The following is a 21,285-nucleotide window of genomic DNA, read 5'->3' as shown; positions in this document are numbered from 1 at the left end:
TATATGAGTTATAGCCGTCAATACGACAAACTAGATGCAACATGCTACAATAAACTTACCATTAAAAACACGCCTAAAAGTATAATAATCCAGAGAAAAATACGATGTCAGCTATACGTTTACTATTCTATTTCTTATTACGTTTCCCTATAAAATTCCTCGTACGCAGCAAGATTATGCCTGACAACTATTTAGCGTCAGAAGAAGTAAAACTTGAGCAACCCCAGTTTTATGTTATTCGTCATCAATCGGCCAGTGATATTCTCGCATTACGAAAAGCATGTAAAAGCCTAAAGCTCCCTGATCCCCTCAGCCCGGTAACCATTAACGAGCAAAATTTTTCGCGCTTACTGTGTTTAGAAAAGCCCACGCCGCTATTTCGTTGGCGAAAAGCCGGTCATACCGAAGCGATTACTCAAGGGTTTGAATTATTAAAACAACACAGCATAAACGAAGCATTAGATGCCCAATTGATCCCCGCTCATGTTATTTGGGGACGTACTCCAACCAAAGAACATAACAATGCCAATATTGGCACAGTGTTAGCAGATCAAGAGTCGCCTTCTTGGTTACGTAAATTTTTCATTGTTTTATTCTTAGGCCGTAATTCTATTGTACGTTTTAGTGAAGCGATTTCTTTTCGTTTAATGGCAGACAAGCATGGAACAACTCAAGCGAGCGCACAAAAGTTAATGCGTATTGCTCGTTTTCATTTTTACCGCCAAACTATTGCAACAACCGGCCCAAGGTTGATGCATCGCCAACAAATGTTTGCCACACTATTGGCTAACCCTTCAATAAAACGCCTGATTCGTGATGAAGCAAAAAGCAAAGCGACAAGTGAAGATGAAATAAAGAAACAAGCTCTCGCCATTATGGATGAAATTGCCGGTGATTACCGCGACTCCATGGTTCGCCTAGGTGCGCGTATATTAAATTGGTTATGGAATCGCTTGTACAGTGGCATTAACATCAATAATGCAAAAGTGCTAAGAGATCTTGCTCAAGAAGGGCATGAAATTATTTATGTACCTTGTCACCGTAGTCATATGGACTATTTACTGTTGACCTATGTCATTTTTCAAGAAGGCTTAGTTACCCCAAGAATTGCAGCTGGTATTAATTTAAATTTTTGGCCCGCTGGTCCTATCTTCCGAAAAGCGGGTGCATTTTTCATCCGCCGTAGCTTCAAAGGTAACCGCTTATATTCAACAATTTTCCGCGAATATTTAGGCTTATTATTTGAACGTGGCTATTCGGTAAAATACTACACTGAAGGGGGACGGAGTAGAACAGGACGTTTATTGACACCTAAAACAGGTATGCTCGCGATGACCATACAAAGTTTACTGCGTGGCATTGACCGCCCGTTAACCTTAGTGCCAGTTTATTTAGGTTACGAACATGTTATGGAAGTAGGTACATACCACAAAGAATTAAGTGGTAGCCAGAAGAAAAATGAGTCTATCTTTGGGGTTATTAAAGCCATTAAAAACTTACGAAACTACGGTAAAGGGTTTGTAAATTTTGGTGAACCGATTAATATTAACCAGTTCTTAAATAAACAGGTACCTAACTGGAAAGAAGATATTGACCTTATAGATCCCCAAAAACCAGCCTGGTTAACACCCAGCGTTAATATTCTAGCGGATCAAGTGATGATGCATATTAATCAAAGTGCTGCGATTAACGGAACCGCCCTTGTTGCTCTTATCTTGCATGCTTGTAAAAATAAAGCGCTCGCTAAAACAGAATTGATCAGTCAGCTCGATCTATTTTTAAACTTACAGCGCAGCGCACCTTATAGTAACCAACTAACTATCCCCAGCGAAAACGGCCAGCAACTCCTTGACGAAGTTATCTCACTTAATAAAGTGACCGTTAATCAAGACAGTTACGGCGACATTATTTCATTGTCTGAAACAGCAACGTTAGAAATGCGCTACTACCGTAATAATATTTTACATAGCTATATATTGCCTGCACTTATTTGCCGTTTGCTAGAGCGCCACAGTAAAATTAATAAAGAGACTTTATTAACGCAAGTTCAGCGTATTATCAGCTTAGTGAAAATAGATTTGTTTTTATGGCAAGACGAAGACGAGGTTGTTCAACAAACAGAACAAATATTAAATTTTTTATATGCCCAAGGTCTTATTACACAAAGCAAAGCAGGGTTTTATAGTGTTGTACACGATATTGAACTTAACCGTAATATTCGACTAATTGGTGAGTGTATTAACGAAACTGTCCAGCGATTTACTATTATTTGTTCATTGATCAGTCGATTGTCACCCATAAATAAAAATGATCTCGAAGACAAAGTTGTTGCTATTGCTCAGCGATTATCGGTATTAAATGATATTAACGCTCCTGAATTTGTTGATAAAAAAGCACAAGGGATTTTAATTAAAGCCATGATTGAACAAGGCTACATTAATAAAGATGAAAACGATAAACTTATTGATAGTAGTACATTGGGATTACTGAAAACATCGGTAACTCAGTTAATAGACATTGAAGTCTTACAAAGTATTATTCGTTAACAATAGTATAAAAAGACGTGGTCTTCTGTCATCCTTAATAAACATTAAGATGACAGAATACACAACACAACTGAGTATTTAATTTACCCCTTTGCTACAAATACTCTATTGATATGCCAATAAAAACGACTAATCCGACGTAATGATTATTCAAAAAAGCTTGAAAGCATTTATCACGCTCTCTATTCACAATTAAAATTTGTTGGTAACAGAAAAATCCTGCTGCGACTATAAGGCTTACTTGGAAGGGCCAACCAAAGGCGAGTATTTCACCCACACTCATTAACAACGCCAATGTGGCTAACTGAAGAAATAAAATAATGCGTTTGTCGTGCTGACCAAATAAAATAGCGGTGGATTTAACACCTATTTTTAAATCGTCATCGCGGTCTACCATCGCATACATTGTATCGTAAGCCACCGTCCATAATAGGTTAGCACTAAAAAGTAGCCAAGCAACAGTGGGTATTTCTCCCATACCTTCAGCGAACGCCATGATCATTCCCCAGCTAAACGCAGCACCGAGAACGACCTGAGGCAATTGGGTATAGCGTTTCATAAAAGGATAGCTTGCTGCGAGTAGCACTGCGACAGCCGAAAGCTGAATGGTGTACCAACTTAGCGTTAAAACCAAACCAAGCGCAATACCGATGAGTAAACCAAAGAGCGATAACGCATCATTAGGTGTCAGCAAACCTGTAACCAACGGCCGATTCTGAGTACGCTTTACTTGTCCGTCTACTTTTCGATCAGCCCAGTCATTAATAACACAGCCAGCACTGCGCATTACAAAAACCCCCAAGGTAAACACAACTAACCAATGTAATGTTGGAAAACCATCGCCAGCAATCCATAATGCCCAATAAGTTGGCCATAACAGTAAATAAGTGCCGATGGGTTTATCAGCACGAGTTATTTTTACAATACCCTGCCACTTATCTGCAACCAAGCTAGTCATGTTTTTTCCTATGATTTAAGTAAATGAGCACAACGATATCATTGACACAAAAAGCGATTAAGCAAAAATAAATAAGTGACCATAAAAGGTTTATCAGCACGAGTTATTTTTACAATACCCTGCCACTTGTCTGCAACCAAGCTAGTCATATTTGTTCCTGTGATTCTTTTATTTCTTGTGGTTTATTAGATTGGTATGCGAAGGCATTTGGCAAAAATATTTCAGCAACCATTAAAGGCTTACTGTGTAACATAAACGTTGAACGACGACCCCAAAGCAGGCTTTGAGTTGGTAATCCAAGTTGTTGAGCGAGTTTAGCCACAGCACTGTCTGGTGAAAAAGCTGAAATTTCAATACATTTACGATATAAATCTTGTTTGCTAAAGAGTACTTGCCCTAACGACTGGTTACCCAAGTGCGCTAATTGCTGTTCTTCACCGGTTAAACTTTTCAAGGGTAATAAACTACGCGCAAAGACTTGGGGCATGTCATCGCAATACAACAAAACCTCACGCACTAATACTTGCTCACCAACGCTAATATCAGCTGTTGATTCATCTTCTGAGCATAATTGAATTTCTTGTCCCAAAACTTCAACACGAAACTGTTGGCAGCATTGACTTAATCGAGCCGTTAACGAGCTTGGGTCGAGTAACCAGCTTAATAAAGTATCATTAAGTGAAACACCTAAAGGAGACTGCCATGTAGTATTGATCGTAATGGGGAATAATGGATGCGATTGGCTCATAACAACTAATTAATAACTATTTTTATTAAACAATAACCTGCACATCATATCAGTATTGTTTTGTTTTGTTTATGCCACAGGTAATTTAGAAGCATATAAAGTGAGTTTTAATTGGTGGTTGATAAGTACTTTGAGTACTAAAAAAAATAAAGCGAATAAATTTGCTAATAAAAGCTAAAGATTCATTGTATTATAGTCGATAGTATTTTCAATTCTCCAGTTAATTAGAGCGGCAAAATGAAAAAAACCTTATTAATATTCGCGACATTATTGTCATTCTCTTTGCCTTTATCTTCAGTTAAAGCAGCAGATTATGCTTATTTTGGCTTTGAACCCGCTATTATCACTAACTATGTAGCCGTCAAAAAGAAGCTAGGATACGTTCGTCTCACCGTTGAATTGATGATTGAAGATTCTTCAAACTATGAAACGGTAGAGCATCACGCCCCATTACTACGCGATGCAATTATTACTATTATTGGCCAACAGCCTGAAGCGAAAGTAAAATCGATTAATGGTCGCCATGAAATTCAGCGTTTATGTGAAGAAAAAGTGAAAAACCTTTTAACGATAGAGACAGGTAAGCCATTAATTAAAAAGTTACTTTTCACTCAGTGGTTAGACAACTAAAATAAAACACGCCGTAGATCTGTAAAGTTGACCTACGGTTTCCATTGCGTAATTAACGTCGTTTCATCAATAAAATATTTACTGCTGCGAGTAAACACCCACTAACTAAACCTAATAAATGCGCTGTATTTGCCATATTAATTGGGAGAAGATCTGCGTATCCCAGTAAAAGCCAAAAAAGTAAAAAACCAATAATAGGTTTAGAAATCATTAAGCCTTTTTCAGGTGCAAGCCAGCCATACCACCAAACATAACCCACTAAGCCATAAACAACGCCCGACAGGCCACCAAAGTTAGGACCTGAAACCATAAACTGACCCAGATTAGAAACAAGAGCGGTGATCAAAAATAAATTAATGAGCGCTCCTTTACCTAAGACACGCTCTACACTGCCACCTAATTGCCACCACCACATGGTATTAAAGACAATATGCAACCATGAAAAATGAAACAGTGCTGGGCCTAATAACCGTAATGGCGAGTCGAAAAAGGCATCAAACGTTAACTCAGGGTAAAAATGTAATCGCTGAAAGATAGGCTGTGAAAAACCCAACAAACTCATCACAAAAACTAACCAACACAATGCAAAGACCGTTAAGGTTACCCCGCCCGCATGAGCAAGAAATTGCTGCTTAAAACTTGTGATTAATGACGGCGAATTATCCTGAACTTGCGCGAGTTCACCTGTTTGCCATGCGGCTTGCTGATATTTTTCTTGGTAAGGATTGTCAATAAATTCCGCAAACATTTCTTTTGCTTGATTGACCTTAGTCGCTGCGCAGTAAATAACAAAATCACTGTCATGCTTCTGTACTTTCGCCTCAATATCTAAACTGGTTAAGTAATTTGCAAACAACAAAGCAATATTATGCTGCTTAACTTGTACTAACGGGCTTAGATCATCAGTTGAATTAGATTCCGACATTATGCGCAACCATTTAGTGTTCTACATCTTGTGGAAAGCGTAACTGCCAATCAGTAAAACCACCATCAAGTGAATACACTTCAGTAAAGTCTTGGCTAATTAGAAAATCTGCAGCCTGTTGGCTAGAAATACCGTGATAACAACAAACAACAACGGGCGCATCTAAGTCAGCTTCACGAATGAAGTCAGCAAAGTTTTCATTACTCAAATGAATGGCGCCAGGAATATGGTTTGCTTGAAAAGAAGCAGCGTCACGAATATCGACAACAACGTGTGTTTTTTCACTTAAATTTTCGTGTAAAGTGGCAAGTTGCATATGTTTAAAATTTGTTTGTTCAGTCATTTTTTATTTCCCTAAAAATTTACGCCGTTAATGTAGCATAATTTTATATCTAGCCGTTACTATTCAAAACACAGGAAAGTACATATTGATTGGTCATGGATCTCACCCTATAAAAATATTCTTTGCTGTTTGCCATTTAAAGCTTGTGCACTTATCGGTAATATAGACGACTAATACGTTCATCACTCTCACTAAATGCAATGATACACAGGAAACCTCATGGGCTTTAAAATAGCAAACAATTCCATTCTACGTTCAGATGATTACACAGAATTAGTGCGCGGAAAAACCTATGCTTTTGAACGAAAAGGTCATCAACATCTCGCTGATGATGTGCCTGTCTGGTTAACAAATATTGATTGGACTGCTCGGGCAGAAATTAGCATTGTTAGTCAGTCTATTGAAAATAACAATATTAAAGGGATATTTCGTGTTGACTACCTCTATCAAAAAGATGAACAACAAACACTCACTAGCACTTTTATACGCATGTATGACGGGCTCAGTGATCACTACATTTACTTGTTATCTTCACAAGCTGAATATCAGCAAGCGCTAACCGAAGGTAAACTAATACGTGACTCATTAGTCAGTGAAGGCTTTATTCATGCGACGCCAAAAAGTCAATTAAACCGTCTTGCCAATAAGTATTATAAAGACAAAGTTCAACCACTTATTTTGATTGTTGATAAAAAATTAATTGTACCTGAAGTAAAGTGGGAGTCAGCAACTGGTGGTTTATACCCTCATATATATGGACCATTAAATATGAATGCTGTAACCGCAATTGAAGAAATATCACTTAATGAAGAGGGAAAATTTCAACTTTAGTTACTGAAAATAAAATAGAAAGACTTCTTTATTTACAATGCACTAAAACAAAAAAGCCAAAACATTTTCATGTTTTGGCTTTTAATATTTTATTGAGCGTTTAGCATATTGAAAACTTTAACGCTTACAAAATAAGGAACCTACAATACTTTCGCGATAGATTGTGCCAAGTAATCAACATTACTATTAGCAATACCTGCAATACTCATACGGCTTGAACCGACCATATAAATACTGTATTCGTCTTGTAGCTGTTGTACTTGCTCCGGAGTAATACCCAAGAATGAGAACATCCCCATTTGACGAGTAATAAAGCTAAAGTCGCGAGTAACACCGTTTTCTACTAATTTATCAACGAGTAATTGACGATTTCCATTAATACGGTCACGCATTACTTTTAATTCTGCATGCCACTGTGTACGTAGTTCATCAGAACTTAAAATCGTCTCAACTAATGCCGCGCCATGTGCAGGCGGCATAGAGTAAATAACACGAATAACATAAAGCAATACTGACTGAGCAACATCTACTGCGGCTGATGATTCACCAATAATAGTACAACCACCAATACGCTCACGGTATAAACCAAAGTTTTTAGAACATGAGCTACAGACAATCATTTCTTTGACGTTTTCAGCCATTAGACGTAGACCGTAAGCATCTTCATCTAAGCCAATACCAAAACCCTGGTAAGCCATATCAACTAGAGGTAAGAAGCCAACATCTTTAGCCACTTCAACCACTTGCTGCCATTGTTCATTGTTTAAGTCCATACCACTTGGATTATGACAACAGGCATGTAACAAAACAGCGTCATCACTGCTGACTTCTTTTAATGCCGCTAACATGCCATCAAAATCAAGTGTTTTGTTTTCATGGTCGTAATACGGGTAAGTTTTAACAGTTAAACCAGCTGCTTCGAATAAACCAGTATGGTTTGCCCACGTTGGGTTACTTACCCAAATGGTAGCGCCAGCTTTACACGATTTAATAAATTCAGCGGCAACACGTAATGCTCCAGTTCCACCAGGAGTAGAAACAGTGCGCGCTCTATTTTCGATAAGCACTTTATGATGACCGAAAATTAACTTGCTCATTTCTTCATTGAATACAGGAGAACCTGTCGGACCAATATATACTTTGGTATCTTCGTGATCGTTACGATATTTTTCAGCTGCTTTTACACAATCTAAAATAGCCGTATGACCCGCTTCATTTTTATAAACACCCACACCTAAATCAATTTTATGTGGGTTTGAGTCTTCACGATATTTAGCCAACAAGCCTAAAATAGGATCGGCAGGCAAAGCCTTTAAGCTACCAAACATGTCTCCGGTTACCTTATTCAATGACGGAATTTTCTTAATTGAACGATTTCGCTCAACAAGAGAAATAAATCCCTATGTTTAAAGCGCAAGCATAGCCCCAATAAGGTGAAAATTAAAGCGTTTAAACTAAAAAATTGCATCAACCAATAGCACAAAAGGGACTAAGGAATAACAAGGACAATTTTGTTGTTTATGGTAAAAAGTTTCGCAACGAATTCCGTACAGAGTTCGTTGCGGTAAAGTTGCGAATAAAATCTTAGAAATTATTAGTAACAGCGGCGATAAAGCCAATAACACCACCAAATATGCCACCCCAGACAACAAGCCAACCTAGGTGCTTACGGATCATCGCTTGGATAATTTCCTTTACAAGCTGTGGCGTAAGTTCATTTAATCTTTGGTCAATTATTTCACTCACTTTTTCACGCATGTCGGCCATAACACTTGGCTGCTCTAACTCATCTTTAAGGATATTATTAAACTCCTCACTTTGTGAAATTTTACCGACGGTAACTTTCATTTTTTCAATAAAGGGTTGTCGTAAAGGCTGCAACGCTTCACTACCTCCAACCATGGCTAACATACCGCCAAACGATGATTTCTCAATCACGTCAACTAAATCGTCAAAAGCGGGATTTAAGTCTATCTTTTCAATAACGGGGCTTAAATCTAAAGATGCGACACCACCCGAACCACCGGATAAGAATCGGTCAATATTTTCTTCAGTAAAAAACTGCTCCATCATTAGCTCTTTAATTGCCTTTTTAAAATCTTCAAAACGTGCAGGAATAACACCAGAACCATATAAAAACGGCACTTTTTCAAAAAGCATATGTATGGCAATCCAGTTGGTAAATGCACCCGACAAAGCAAATAAACCAATTGTAAAAAGTAAAGGTTGCTCGAAAAAATAACCTGCTAAAGTGGCAAGCAAGGCGATGATATTGGTCATAAAGCTTTTATTCACTGAGTACCTCAAAATTTACGTTAGTTTCTATCGCGCTATGTTAACAATTGCTTGGTTTTGCGCCAAGTCTTTTGCTGTATAGTGAGATGGAAATAATAAAAATTAAGGACACGTTATGAAAATCATCGTTATTTTAGCGATCAATATCTTACTTGCTAGTTTTACTGCGTTTGCAGACAACAACGACTTAGAAAATGAATGGCGGTCATTAGACGCAAAAAAAACAGTCTTATTAACGCTACCCCATGGAAAAGTAGTGATTGAGCTTGCTCCACAGTTTTCTCCTGCGCATGTTAAACAGTTTATAAAGCTCGTTAAATCAGGTCATTATAACGGCAATAAATTTTATCGTGTTATCGATGGTTTTGTCGCTCAAGGTGGGCCTGAAGATGGCAGCCCTGCAGACAAATCGGTACCGTTAATAAAGATGGAAGGTGATTTTACTACCGATAAAAATTGGCAGTTCACTAAAATTCAAGACAATGACCTATTCGCCGAACAAACCGGTTTTAAAGACGGTTTTTCTTTAGCACATAATCCCAGCGAGAAAAAAGCTTGGCTAACGCATTGTCCTGGTGTAATAGCGATGGCTCGTGGCAATGAAGCTGACTCAGCTTCAAGCCACTTTTATATTGTCAATGGTCAAGCTACACGTTACTTAGACCGTATTATGACCATATTTGGCCGGGTAGTTTATGGTATGAACAATATACAAGCGGTCACGAGAACATCGGTTATTGAAGGTGATATTCCTGTTAATAAAAAAGATTTTACGCCGATGATCAGTATGCAAATGATGAGTGATGTTCCCAAAGAGCAACAAATTTTACTACAGGTACAAAATACTGAGCACCCAGCCTATAGCGAGATGATAGTAAAGAGAAAGAAACGTGAAAATGCCTTTTTCTATAAAAAGCCACCGCCAGTTTTAGATGTTTGCCAAACGCCTGTTAACGTCCGCATACTGAAATAACACCGGTATATCAGCAGACTATTTGTTATCACTTAATATCGCAAAAGTAATAATATAACTTCAAGCTTTGCTTAAGTTTACGATAAAAAAATAAGGAGGGTGCCTATAAAGCCCCCTCCAATATTAACTACATTACATGCTCAAAATTGATTAAAGCACATCAATAGATGTGTAAAACCAGTTATTCTTTACCCATTAAAAGCTTGACCTAAAGCCCCCAGAGAATTTGCTCTTGTTTTAATATTTATTGTTTCGCTTTCTACAGTGTTAGCCTGATGCAGGTTATTTTGAGAAGCATCACTAATATTAATGATATTTCGACTAATTTCTTGAGAAACCATACTTTGCTCCTCTGATGCTGTAGATATTTGTATGGCTAAGTCTGAAATATCCGTAATTAACGAATAAACTTTATCAATAATATCATGAGCTTCAGTTGCTTTTTCAACACAGCTATCGGCCGATTCTTTGCCTTTTGTCATTGTTTTTACCCATGACAATAAGGTATTTTGCATTTCTGAGATCGACGTCTGTATTTGCTCTGTAGCAGCGTGGGTTCTACTTGATAATGCCCTAACTTCATCAGCTACAACTGAAAACCCTCTGCCATGCTCTCCGGCTCTTGCAGCTTCAATGGCAGCATTAAGTGCTAGTAAATTCGTTTGGTCTGCAATGCCTTGTATTTCATGCATAATACTACCAACTTTCTCTACTTCACTTGCTAATTCTGTTGCAGAAGATGCTGAATTTGCCACTTCTTCAGCTAATATATTTACTGTTTCCATGGTCGTGTGCATGGCCTTCGTCGCAATTTCACAATCGGTATGTGCCTGATTAACTTTCTGTGAAGTGAAAGTTGTATTCTGGGCAACCTCATCGATCGTAGCAACCATTTCTTCTACCGCAGTGGCAACTTGATGCAACTCAGCTGTTTCTTGCTCAACACCTTCTTTAGCTATTCTTGCCGCTTGTTCGAGATTACTCGCACCAAAGCTTAGTATTTGACTACTGTCTAAAATACGCCCTAAAATGGTTTTTATTTTTCCTTCTGCCATTTTTAAATGAAACTCAGCGATACCGTGAGATTTAGTCCCACAATAAATAAAACGTGAAAGACTGTCGTACTCATTAGTCAGGTTTTTAAAGTATTTGGGGGTATCTATAATTTCATCTTTATAAATGATAAAAGGTAATATTGGTAACAAGAACATCATATAGGGGTAATAAAAAGCACTTATTAACGTGGTGAGACTGACTAACCAATAAGCGACATTTTTAACTTTCGCGCTTTCATACCATTTATGTAACGACTTTCCTTCGTTCATGGCTTTATAAGACACAATAGCGTTTTGCTTGGTTTTATCATCCAAGCGTGTTCTCACTGATTGATAGCCAACTAGCTCTCCCGATTCAAAAATGGGTGTAATAAAAGCATCAACCCAATAATAACGGCCATCTTTGCAGCGGTTTTTAACAACACCACGCCAAGGTAAACGTGCTTCTAAATTTTTCCATAAATCTTTAAATGCATGGGACGGCATATCAGGATGCCTAACAATGTTATGATTATTTCCGACGAGTTCCTCAACAGAAAAGCCAGCAATTCTACAAAACTCAGGGTTAGCATATGTAATAACCCCTCTTTTATCTGTTGTAGAAATTAATTCGACACCACTTTCAAAATCAACTTCCTTATCAATAATTGATTGGTTTTTTCTGCTCATTATTACTTCCTACTATATGGATTTATGTTAATTACATATTAATTACAAAGATACTGTCAAGTATTCACAAACACGACAAAAACGACAATATCTTCGAAATATAGCTAACTTTATATTTAAATTCAATGAACGATAAGCTAAATTAATTACATAAATATTGACTAGATATTTACTGATATACGAACAATAGCTTAATTTATTAAAAGGTATATAGATTGAATATCATTGATAAGTCACTCCTTACGCCAGCAGAAGCTGCAAAGTTGCTACACGTTGCCCCCACCACTATTCGACATTGGGCTCAAATAGGTCGTCTACCCTTTATCGCAACTCCTGGTGGACATAGACGTTTTAGCAAAAAAGATATTCTGGCTTTAATGTCGCCATCTAAAGCAAACATAAAAACAGTATTCGCTATCTTGATTATTGAAGATGATAAGGACTTTGCAGATATGCTTGCTCAGTTTTTAGAAATGCTTTTTCCTAATATCAACATTAAAACAGCTTACAATCCTTTTGATGCCGGTGACCTTCTTAATACTTTTAAGCCTGATTTAGTGATGCTAGATTTAATGATGGCGGGTATCAATGGATTTTCAATTTGTCATCGCATTAAAAGCTCGCCTGCAACATCCAGTATCAATGTTATTGCTATGACAGGAGCATCTACAGAAGAAAATAAGAATAAAATTATTAAGTTAGGTGCTGAAATTTGCTTGGGGAAACCAATAGACTTTTCACTTTTAGAAAAGAAAATTCTACAATTTATCGAGCAAAAGAAGCTCACCCTCTAAATATTTGAACGCTACTTGTAAACGTTACTTGTACCAAATCTTTACAATATCAAAAACACGTTCGCCTTCAGGCGTTTGTACCACGACTTCATCATCAACCCTTTTTCCAATAAGCGCTCTCGCCATAGGAGAATCGAGGCTGATTTCACCTTTTTTCACATCCCACTCATCAGGGCCGACAATGCGATAAGTCACTTCTTTATCGTCTTCATTGATAAGCGTTACCCAAGCCCCAAAATACACTTTTCCTTCTTGCTTAGGGTCATAATAAACAATGGTTAAGTCTTCGGTACGTTTAACTAAAAAACGTACACGCCGATCAATTTCGCGTAAGCGTCGCTTACCATAAATATACTCAGCGTTTTCACTTCTGTCACCTTGTGCGGCAGCTTCAGAGACTGATTTGGTAATAAGAGGACGTTCTTCCTTCCACAAATATTTCAGTTCTTTATCTAAGCGATCCCACCCTTGACGGGTAATGTAATTACTTCGTTTCATATTTTTAAACACTAGTAAGCAGAGCTTTTATTGTGACAGGATTAAACTAAACTGACTATAACCTATGCCGATTTTAGACATAAAAAAACCTTAACTTTCTAAAAAGTTAAGGTTTTTGTTCGTTAATTTTTATCTAATCTATTCTTTATAAATCTAGGGATAAATCATTGTACCCCCTTCAGCTTTACACTCTAGTGATCACTGGAGAATAAACTAAACGTTATTAGATTTCATAATCAACGACTTCATAACCTAATGCTTCAAGTTGTGGTTTTAATGTTTTAGCATCACCAACAACAACCATTAACATATCAGCTAAGTTTAGGTGCTTTTTCGCTAGTGCATTAATTTCTTCTGCACTGATCATTTTAACAATGTCAGCACGTTCTTTAACAAAGCTTGGCGTCAAATCATGTTCTAAAATTTGTGCTAAGAAACCTAATTTTGCACGTGGTGTTTCATATTCCAAAGCATCTTGTTGGTTAATAGCATTACGCATAAAACTGAGTTCTTCAGCGGTAATACCTTCAGCTTGATACCCCTTTATTTCGTTAACAAACTCAACAATTGATTTATCAGTGACATCGGCACGAACTTCAGCTGAAGCGGTAAAAGTACCAGAAAACTTGTCTGCGCTAAAGCCTGAACGAGCACCATAGGTATAACCTTTATCTTCACGAAGATTTAAGTTAATACGGCTATTAAAAGCACCGCCTAATGGAAAGTTCATTAAGTATGACTTGTAATACTCACCGGTAATATCTTGTGTGATAGAACGTTTACCGATACGAATGGCTGATTGTGCTGCGCCTTCTTTATTAACTAAATAAATAACGCCTGTTTTTGTTGTCGGTTTAGCTAGCGATAATACTAAGCTTTTTCCTTTTCCTTGCCATGCTGAAAACACATTAAGTGATTTAACTAACGCTTTTTCTTTAAGGTCTGATACGACAATTAACTGACTATTAGCCGGTTTAACTTGCTGTTGATAAAAAGCTTTAACATCAGCCAACATCACATTATTGATGCTTTGCTCTGAACCTTGGCTTGAAGTAGCCGCAATGTTATCAGCTTGCAGTAATTGACGATAAGCGGTTGATGCTAAGTAACCTGCATCTTTCTTACTGTTAATTGCGCCCTGAATAGCATTACTCTTATTACGAGCGAATTCTGCATCAAGAAATGCTGGGTGCATAAGTTTTTCGTTAACTAACGCCATTGTTGCATCAAGATTTTTTGTTAACGTACTCACATTAACATTAAGGTATTGAGTACCTGCATAGATAGCTATTGAGCTACCTAATTTTTGCAGCTCATTACTCATGTCTTCTGCACTACGTTTAGTGGTCGATTCGTTCAATACACTTGCCAATAAAGAAACAACACCCGCTTTCTCTTTATCAGCGTAGTAATGACCCGCAGGAATTTTTAACAAGAGTGATGTCGTTGGCGTTTCAATGCTTTGCGTACCCAGTACTTTAATACCATTAGCTAATGTTTTGTTCCACATTGTCGGTACAGATACCGCTTTATTAGCACTTGATATCGGCATTTTACTTCGGTCAAAATCATCTTGAGCTTTACGCACGACTAAACTGTCTGCTGAAGTTTTTGATGCTTCACCTTGACTACGTGGTGCTGGAGTGAAATTATCTTTCGCTGCAATTAAATCAAGTTTACCTTTTGGCACGATACTCATAATCACACCATGTTGATCTTTAATGTACTTTTTAAAGACACGCATAACATCAGCTTTAGTGACATTGGCATAACGAGCAAGATCTTGTTCGATATAGTTTGGATCGCCTTTAAATGTTTGGTTAGCAGCAAGTGTACTTACTTTACCAGCAACACTTTGCAGACCAAAAATGAAGCTTGCTTCCATACTTGCTTTAACTTTCGCTAAATCATCGTCTTGAACACCACGCTCTTCAAATTCGACTAAACTGTCGCGAATAACTTTTTCAATATCGGCTAAAGTCTTGCCTGATGCCGGATGTGGTAAAGCTAACAAGGTAAATGTACAGGCTAATTCTGCACACGGATGACCTACAGAAGCTTGAACAGCAAGTTGATTTTTAACTAAATTTTTATAAAGCAGTGAAGTTTTACCACCACCTAAAATACTTGATAAAACATCAAGCGGCGCTTCATCTTCATGGCGAACAGAAACTGTTGGGTAAGACATATAAACTAAAGGTAAGTGAACATTGTCTTCCATTGAAATATAACGATCTTCGTTTAGGCTAAATGTAGGTTTTTCAGGCATGCTCGTTTCAGGGCCACGAGGTATTGAACCAAAGTATTGCTCGACAAGCGCAAGTGTTGCCATAGCATCAATATCACCACCAATGGTTAATGTTGCATTATTAGGACCATACCATTTTAAGAAAAAAGCTTTTAAATCGTTAACATTTACACGATTTAAATCATCCATAAAACCAATGACTGGCCATGAATATGGATGACCTGCTGGGTATAGTGTTTCTGAAACACGTTCATTTAATTGCCCATATGGTCGGTTATCAACACGTTGACCACGCTCATTTTTTACTGTTTCGCGTTGCACTTCAAATTTTTCTTGTGTAACCGCATCAACTAAAAACCCCATACGGTCAGACTCTAACCACAACATTTTTTCTAATTGGTTAGCAGGAACCGTTTGAAAATAATTCGTACGATCACTATTGGTTGTACCATTCAAGGTACCACCAGCTTCGGTAATTATTTTAAAGTGTTGCTCATCAGCTACGTTTTCAGAGCCTTGAAACATCATATGTTCAAAAAAATGTGCAAAACCTGATTTACCTAATTCTTCACGACCTGAACCTACATGGTAGGTCATATCGACATGAACTAATGGGTCAGAAGCATCTTGATGAAGGATCACTGTCAAACCATTGCTTAGTGTATATTTTTGATAAGGAATAACGGTTTTACCCGCTTCTGCCTTTACTTGCTCAACAAAACTAACACCTGCTGGTAATGTTGCTTCAGCCATCGTCGTTGTTGGGGTGGTTTGTTCACAGGCTGCTAAACAAGTTAATAGCAGTGGGATGCTCCATTTTTTCAATTTATGCTCCTTAGTGGATTTTTCCTAGCACTGAGAATCAGCGCCAATAGTTACGTACAATATATTATTTGCTTAGTTCCTTTGCCAATGATATTTCATTTTAGTAATACTTTGTTACTTCTTTGTTAACCCTTCACGCTTTGAACACTTGAAAAAAATCAATAGTGATATCATAATGATATCACTTGTTAAAATCCTACTGAGAATACCATGATTACAGAAAAAGAAATCAAAGCTCCTAATGGCATTATGTTTATTTTTGTTTTACTGGCATCACAGATCGGTGCTTTTACTTTCTTAGTTAGTAACATAATAAATAAGAATGTCACTCTTGCTATTATTGGTTTGCTGGTCACTCTTGCTATTTTCATTTGCTGGTTTGGCTTTTTCATGGTCAATCCCAAAGAAGCTCGAGTGATGCAGCTATTTGGTAAGTACGCGGGTACCGTTCATGATTCAGGCTTACGCTGGGCTAACCCTTTTTACACAAAAATGCGGGTCTCTTTACGTGTCAGAAACTTTGAAAGTAGTAAACTTAAGGTGAATGACAAAAATGGTAATCCCATTGAGATTGCAGCGGTTATTGTCTGGGAAGTAACAGATACAGCCGAAGCTGTCTTTCAGGTTGATGATTATGAAGATTTTGTTTCTATTCAAAGTGAGTCAGCATTACGTAATTTAGCCACCAGTTATGCTTATGACCATCACGAAGATGACGATATTTCTTTACGAAGCGATCCTACTCAAATTTCTGCTGCTTTAAAAGTTGAAGTGCAAGATAGATTAGAAAAAGCAGGTGTAACGGTAATTGAGTCTCGTATTAGTCATTTGGCCTATGCGCCAGAAATAGCAAATGCCATGTTAAGGCGCCAACAAGCAATGGCAATTATTGCTGCACGTAGAACCATCGTTGAAGGTGCAGTAGGTATGGTTGAAATGGCTTTAACGAAATTAGAAGAGCGTCAGATTGTCGAGCTTGATGCAGAGAGAAAAGCAGCGATGGTCAGTAACTTATTAGTCGTTTTATGTAGTGATGAAGCCGCTCAACCGATAGTAAATACCGGAAGCTTATATTAATAGTCAATAAAGTGAGAATATTGTGGCAAAAAAAGCATACCCGCTGCGTATTAATGAAGAAATACTATCTGCCATGCAACGTTGGTCTGATGATGAATTACGGAGTTTAAACGCGCAAATAGAGTACGTACTGCGTGATGCCTTGCGAAAGTCAGGCCGAAGTAAGCCCAAAGTGGTGGAGCCCATTATTGATCCACAAAGCTAACATTTTTAAATATACTGAAATATAATTACATAGTGTAATTTCACTATATTTTAGGTAAAAAAATACCGATGACAAAGTCATCGGTTGATTAGCTATGAGGAGAGCTAGAATATACAAATTATTACAACAAGCGTTCACTAGGGAACAACTACATTATAGAGTGATTATTCTACTTCTGTAAAGTAAATTATGTAATTAGATTACATTTTAGTTTTTAAATTACAAAAAAGTAATTTACACGTTTAATGCGCCTGCTCCCAGTTATCACCCATACCTGCTTCAGCAATTAGCGGTACTTTTAATTCGACAGCTCCATTCATAATTTCAACAAGCTTCGCAGTGGTTTCATCAACGATATCTTGATGAATTTCAAACACTAATTCATCGTGAACTTGCATTGTCATTTTAATACGTGGATCATTCTGCGCTTGTATCCATTCATCTACTGCTAACATCGCTTTTTTAATAATATCTGCTGCGGTGCCTTGCATTGGCGCGTTAATAGCGGCACGTTCAGCCCCTTTTCTGCGCATCGCATTCTTCGCTTTAATATCGGGTAGATACAAACGACGCCCAAAGCATGTTTCAACAAAGCCTTGTTCTGCCGCTTGCTGACGCGTGTCTTCCATGTAAGCCATAACATTAGGATAGCGTTGAAAATATTTATCCATATATTCTTGGGCACGATGACGAGGTACATCAAGTTGTTTTGCTAAACCAAAAGCAGACATACCATAAATCAAACCAAAATTTACCGCTTTAGCACTACGGCGCTGATCAACAGTAACGTCAGCTAAATCAACATCAAATATTTCAGCTGCTGTCGCTTTGTGTACGTCACGTCCTTCAGAAAAAGCAGCCACTAAACCTGGATCATCTGATAAATGCGCCATAATACGTAGCTCTATTTGAGAATAATCTATCGCAACAATTTTATGATTTTCAGGTGCAATAAAAGCCAAACGAATTTTACGGCCTTCTTCGCTACGAATAGGAATGTTTTGTAAATTTGGATCGGTCGAAGATAACCGCCCCGTCGCTGCAACAGCTTGTTGATAAGAGGTGTGCACTCGTCCTGACTTACACACTAACAATGGTAATTTGTCGGTGTAGGTGGATTTAAGTTTACTCAATCCTCTATTTTCTAATATAACTTTAGGTAAAGCGTAATCAAGCGCGAGTTCTTGTAACACTTCTTCTGCTGTCGAAGGCGCACCTTTTGGCGTTTTCTTTATAACCGGAATTTTTAATTCTTCAAACAGTATTTTTTGCAATTGTTTCGGTGATGACAGATTAAAGACTTGCCCGGCAATATCATGTGCTTCAATTTCTAATGCTTGTAAACGCATGCCAAGCGCATGACTTTGTTCATTCAACAGATCAGAGTCTATTAAGACACCGTGTTGTTCCATACGCGCTAAAACAGGTAGTAATGGCATTTCAATATCAGTAAATACAGATAACTGGTCTTTATGCTTTGCCAATTTAGAAAAAATAGCTTGGTGCAAGCGTAAAGTGATATCGGCATCTTCAGCAGCATAAGGTCCCGCTTTATCAATTTCTATTTGATTAAAGGTTAATTTTTTAACACCTTTACCAGTAATGTCTTCAAAACTGATCGTTTTATAGCCTAAATATTTAGTCGCTAACGCGTCCATATTATGGCGAGTCGCAACACTATTTAAACAATAAGATTCAATCATGGTATCAAAAGTAATACCCTGCATTTCAATATCGTAATGTGAAAGTACATTGGCATCATACTTTAAGTTCTGACCAACCTTTGCTTGGCTTTTATCTTCTAAGAGGGGTTTTAGTTGTGCCAACACCCAATCACGATCGAGTTGCTGTGGTGCACCAAGGTAATCGTGCATCAAGGGCACATAAGCGGCTGTGCCTACTTCAATAGAAAAGGATAAACCAACGAGCTCTGCTTTCATATAATCAACACTGGTTGTTTCAGTATCAAAAGCAAATAGATCCGCATCTTTTAATTTAGCTAACCATGAAGTAAAATCAGCTTCATTGAAAATAATTTGATAATCAGTTTCAATAGTAGCTGCTACAGGTATATCTTCTTCAATAATTTCACTGCTTGAACTCTCTGATACAACCGAACTAGCTGAATTGCCTTTTTGCAAATCAGCTAATAATCGGCGCAGTTCATATTTAGTATAAAGTTCGGTGAGTTTTTCAATATTAGCTTCACCTGGCTTTAATTGCTCTGCTGTTTGCTCAAGTGCTACATCAAGCTTGATCGTCGCTAATTCATAAGAAAGCGGTAAAAATTCAAGCGCTTCACGGAGATTTTCACCAATTTTACCTTTTACTTTATCTGCATTAGCAATGACATTTTCTAAGTTTTCATGCTCGAGCAACCATTTAACTGCGGTTTTAGGGCCACATTTATTAACCCCTGGGATATTATCAACCTTATCGCCCATTAGCGCTAAGTAGTCAATAATTTGATCTGGGCGAACGCCAAATTTTTCGATGACACCCGCGACATCCATCTTCATGTCAGTCATGGTATTAATAAGCGTGACATGCTTGTCAACTAACTGCGCCATGTCTTTATCGCCCGTTGAAATAACGGTATCGATACCTGCTTTACTCGCTTGCTCTGCTAATGTGCCAATAACATCATCGGCTTCAACACCGTCAATAACTAATAGCGGTAAACCCATTGCTTCAACAATTTCATGTATTGGCGCAATTTGAGTACGAAGGTCATCAGGCATTGATGGACGGTTAGCTTTATATTCAGGATACATATCATTACGAAAGGTCTTCCCTTTTGCATCAAATATCACAATAACATTGCCATTTGGATAGGCTTTTTTCAGGCTATTTAGCATATTTAGGACACCGGTAATCGCACCGGTAGGTTGTCCATCTTTTGTCGATAAAGCTTGTAAATATGGCACATGATAAGCACGAAATAAGTACGAAGATCCATCTACTAAAATGAGTGGCGATAAAGCAGAATTTGTCATGGTGGTATGTGACTAGAAGTGAAATTTGGCTAAGGATGCCATACTCGGTACATTCTCTCCACTTAATCTATAGAATTAGTCTCGAAAGATCATTGAAATTGTGGATAAGTATGTTGAAAACAACATGAAAAACCATAACAACCAAACGGCTGTTGCGGCATTTGTTTACATAGTAGATTGATTTTAATAGGAAAAGGTAATTGAAAATTCCTTTTTTACATATTTATTATTATTTTTATTTATGTGGATAAAAATTTATCCTGTACGTTTTCAGCATCTTATTAATTGTGTGTTTTTTGTGCTGTTTAAATAAACGATGTAAGAGAGTACCAGAATTTCTCCTCAATACCAGACAATTATTAAATTATTTTTAGTGAGATATTTACGCTTTAAATAACTAAAAAACATAAGCGAATAACAGTAAGACTTTGCGCGATTATCAAGGTGAAAATATGAAAATTAGTTTATCTAAAATTTTTAGATTTATACTCAAGCTACGCTAAAAAAGCTTGCTAAAAAAAACCCCCTAAATATATTTACAATATTTTCATTTTTCGTATTTCATAACCTAGACTGTGAAATTTTTTCTTATTTTAAATTTACCTGGTCAGACCTTTGTTGAGTAGATAACATTACAATGATATTGTTATCGCAAAGAAGAAAAGGATG

At 37.4% G+C, this 21,285-nt stretch carries 17 protein-coding genes; 7 read left to right on the top strand and 10 right to left on the bottom strand.

What is annotated here, in order from left to right; translation table 11 throughout:
* The first annotated feature begins 104 nt into the window (after positions 1 to 104).
* The gene (gene plsB / locus H4J39_RS15065) at positions 105 to 2,546 is read left to right on the top strand and encodes a glycerol-3-phosphate 1-O-acyltransferase PlsB (protein WP_182229215.1); all 2,442 of its coding nucleotides are present in this window, start codon (positions 105 to 107) and stop codon (positions 2,544 to 2,546) included.
* A 94-nt stretch (positions 2,547 to 2,640) separates the two neighbouring features.
* On the opposite strand, the gene ubiA is transcribed toward plsB, so the two are convergent.
* Positions 2,641 to 3,504 carry a 4-hydroxybenzoate octaprenyltransferase gene (gene ubiA, locus H4J39_RS15060; RefSeq protein WP_182229214.1) on the bottom strand — a complete coding sequence of 288 codons (864 nt, stop codon included), beginning with the start codon at positions 3,502 to 3,504 and terminating at the stop codon, positions 2,641 to 2,643.
* A gap of 145 nt (positions 3,505 to 3,649) precedes the next feature.
* Positions 3,650 to 4,252, bottom strand: coding sequence for a chorismate lyase (locus tag H4J39_RS15055; RefSeq protein WP_182229213.1), 603 nt, complete (start codon positions 4,250 to 4,252; stop codon positions 3,650 to 3,652).
* Between the two features lie 237 nt (positions 4,253 to 4,489).
* On the opposite strand from H4J39_RS15055, the gene H4J39_RS15050 reads away from it, so the two are divergent.
* Complete coding sequence (locus tag H4J39_RS15050; protein ID WP_182180397.1) at positions 4,490 to 4,882, top strand: flagellar basal body-associated FliL family protein; 393 nt, start codon at positions 4,490 to 4,492, stop codon at positions 4,880 to 4,882.
* Positions 4,883 to 4,934: 52 nt separating this feature from the next.
* On the opposite strand, the gene glpG is transcribed toward H4J39_RS15050, so the two are convergent.
* Positions 4,935 to 5,807, bottom strand: coding sequence for a rhomboid family intramembrane serine protease GlpG (gene glpG, locus H4J39_RS15045; protein ID WP_220462224.1), 873 nt, complete (start codon positions 5,805 to 5,807; stop codon positions 4,935 to 4,937).
* A gap of 13 nt (positions 5,808 to 5,820) precedes the next feature.
* Positions 5,821 to 6,150 carry a thiosulfate sulfurtransferase GlpE gene (glpE, locus tag H4J39_RS15040; RefSeq protein ID WP_404842695.1) on the bottom strand — a complete coding sequence of 110 codons (330 nt, stop codon included), beginning with the start codon at positions 6,148 to 6,150 and terminating at the stop codon, positions 5,821 to 5,823.
* Between the two features lie 219 nt (positions 6,151 to 6,369).
* On the opposite strand from glpE, the gene H4J39_RS15035 reads away from it, so the two are divergent.
* Entirely contained in the window at positions 6,370 to 6,981 is a 612-nt protein-coding gene (locus H4J39_RS15035; RefSeq protein ID WP_182229212.1) for a DUF952 domain-containing protein, read from the top strand.
* A 140-nt stretch (positions 6,982 to 7,121) separates the two neighbouring features.
* Here the strand turns inward: H4J39_RS15035 and H4J39_RS15030 are convergent, their stop codons facing one another.
* Together H4J39_RS15030 and H4J39_RS15025 are read right to left on the bottom strand one after the other, a co-directional pair.
* The gene (locus H4J39_RS15030; RefSeq protein ID WP_182229211.1) at positions 7,122 to 8,309 is read right to left on the bottom strand and encodes an amino acid aminotransferase; all 1,188 of its coding nucleotides are present in this window, start codon (positions 8,307 to 8,309) and stop codon (positions 7,122 to 7,124) included.
* Between the two features lie 256 nt (positions 8,310 to 8,565).
* Positions 8,566 to 9,276, bottom strand: coding sequence for a DUF445 domain-containing protein (locus H4J39_RS15025; protein WP_182229210.1), 711 nt, complete (start codon positions 9,274 to 9,276; stop codon positions 8,566 to 8,568).
* A gap of 115 nt (positions 9,277 to 9,391) precedes the next feature.
* On the opposite strand from H4J39_RS15025, the gene H4J39_RS15020 reads away from it, so the two are divergent.
* The gene (locus tag H4J39_RS15020; RefSeq protein WP_182229209.1) at positions 9,392 to 10,249 is read left to right on the top strand and encodes a peptidylprolyl isomerase; all 858 of its coding nucleotides are present in this window, start codon (positions 9,392 to 9,394) and stop codon (positions 10,247 to 10,249) included.
* A gap of 188 nt (positions 10,250 to 10,437) precedes the next feature.
* On the opposite strand, the gene H4J39_RS15015 is transcribed toward H4J39_RS15020, so the two are convergent.
* On the bottom strand, positions 10,438 to 11,973 hold the full coding sequence (locus H4J39_RS15015) for a PAS domain-containing methyl-accepting chemotaxis protein (RefSeq protein WP_182229208.1): 1,536 nt from the start codon (positions 11,971 to 11,973) through the stop codon (positions 10,438 to 10,440).
* A 215-nt stretch (positions 11,974 to 12,188) separates the two neighbouring features.
* Here H4J39_RS15015 and H4J39_RS15010 point away from each other — a divergent pair, with 215 nt between their 5' ends.
* Positions 12,189 to 12,767, top strand: coding sequence for a response regulator (locus tag H4J39_RS15010; protein ID WP_182229207.1), 579 nt, complete (start codon positions 12,189 to 12,191; stop codon positions 12,765 to 12,767).
* Between the two features lie 24 nt (positions 12,768 to 12,791).
* On the opposite strand, the gene greB is transcribed toward H4J39_RS15010, so the two are convergent.
* Positions 12,792 to 13,265, bottom strand: a complete 474-nt coding sequence (gene greB, locus H4J39_RS15005) for a transcription elongation factor GreB (protein WP_182229206.1) — start codon at positions 13,263 to 13,265, stop codon at positions 12,792 to 12,794.
* 223 nt (positions 13,266 to 13,488) lie between these two features.
* A complete protein-coding gene (locus H4J39_RS15000; RefSeq protein ID WP_259368856.1) occupies positions 13,489 to 16,338 on the bottom strand; it encodes a pitrilysin family protein in 2,850 nt (949 codons plus the stop codon).
* 210 nt (positions 16,339 to 16,548) lie between these two features.
* On the opposite strand from H4J39_RS15000, the gene H4J39_RS14995 reads away from it, so the two are divergent.
* Together H4J39_RS14995 and H4J39_RS14990 are read left to right on the top strand one after the other, a co-directional pair.
* Complete coding sequence (locus H4J39_RS14995; RefSeq protein ID WP_182229205.1) at positions 16,549 to 17,415, top strand: SPFH domain-containing protein; 867 nt, start codon at positions 16,549 to 16,551, stop codon at positions 17,413 to 17,415.
* 22 nt (positions 17,416 to 17,437) lie between these two features.
* On the top strand, positions 17,438 to 17,620 hold the full coding sequence (locus H4J39_RS14990) for a hypothetical protein (RefSeq protein WP_220460066.1): 183 nt from the start codon (positions 17,438 to 17,440) through the stop codon (positions 17,618 to 17,620).
* Between the two features lie 242 nt (positions 17,621 to 17,862).
* Here H4J39_RS14990 and polA read toward each other — a convergent pair whose 3' ends face one another.
* A complete protein-coding gene (gene polA, locus H4J39_RS14985) occupies positions 17,863 to 20,616 on the bottom strand; it encodes a DNA polymerase I (protein WP_182229204.1) in 2,754 nt (917 codons plus the stop codon).
* Positions 20,617 to 21,285 lie beyond the last annotated feature (669 nt).

Origin of the sequence: Colwellia sp. Bg11-12, assembly GCF_014076955.1 — a bacterium.
Lineage (GTDB): Bacteria > Pseudomonadota > Gammaproteobacteria > Enterobacterales > Alteromonadaceae > Colwellia_A.
The sequence above is the reverse complement of the archived record's forward strand: the minus strand, read 5'-3'. Positions and strand labels throughout refer to the sequence as shown.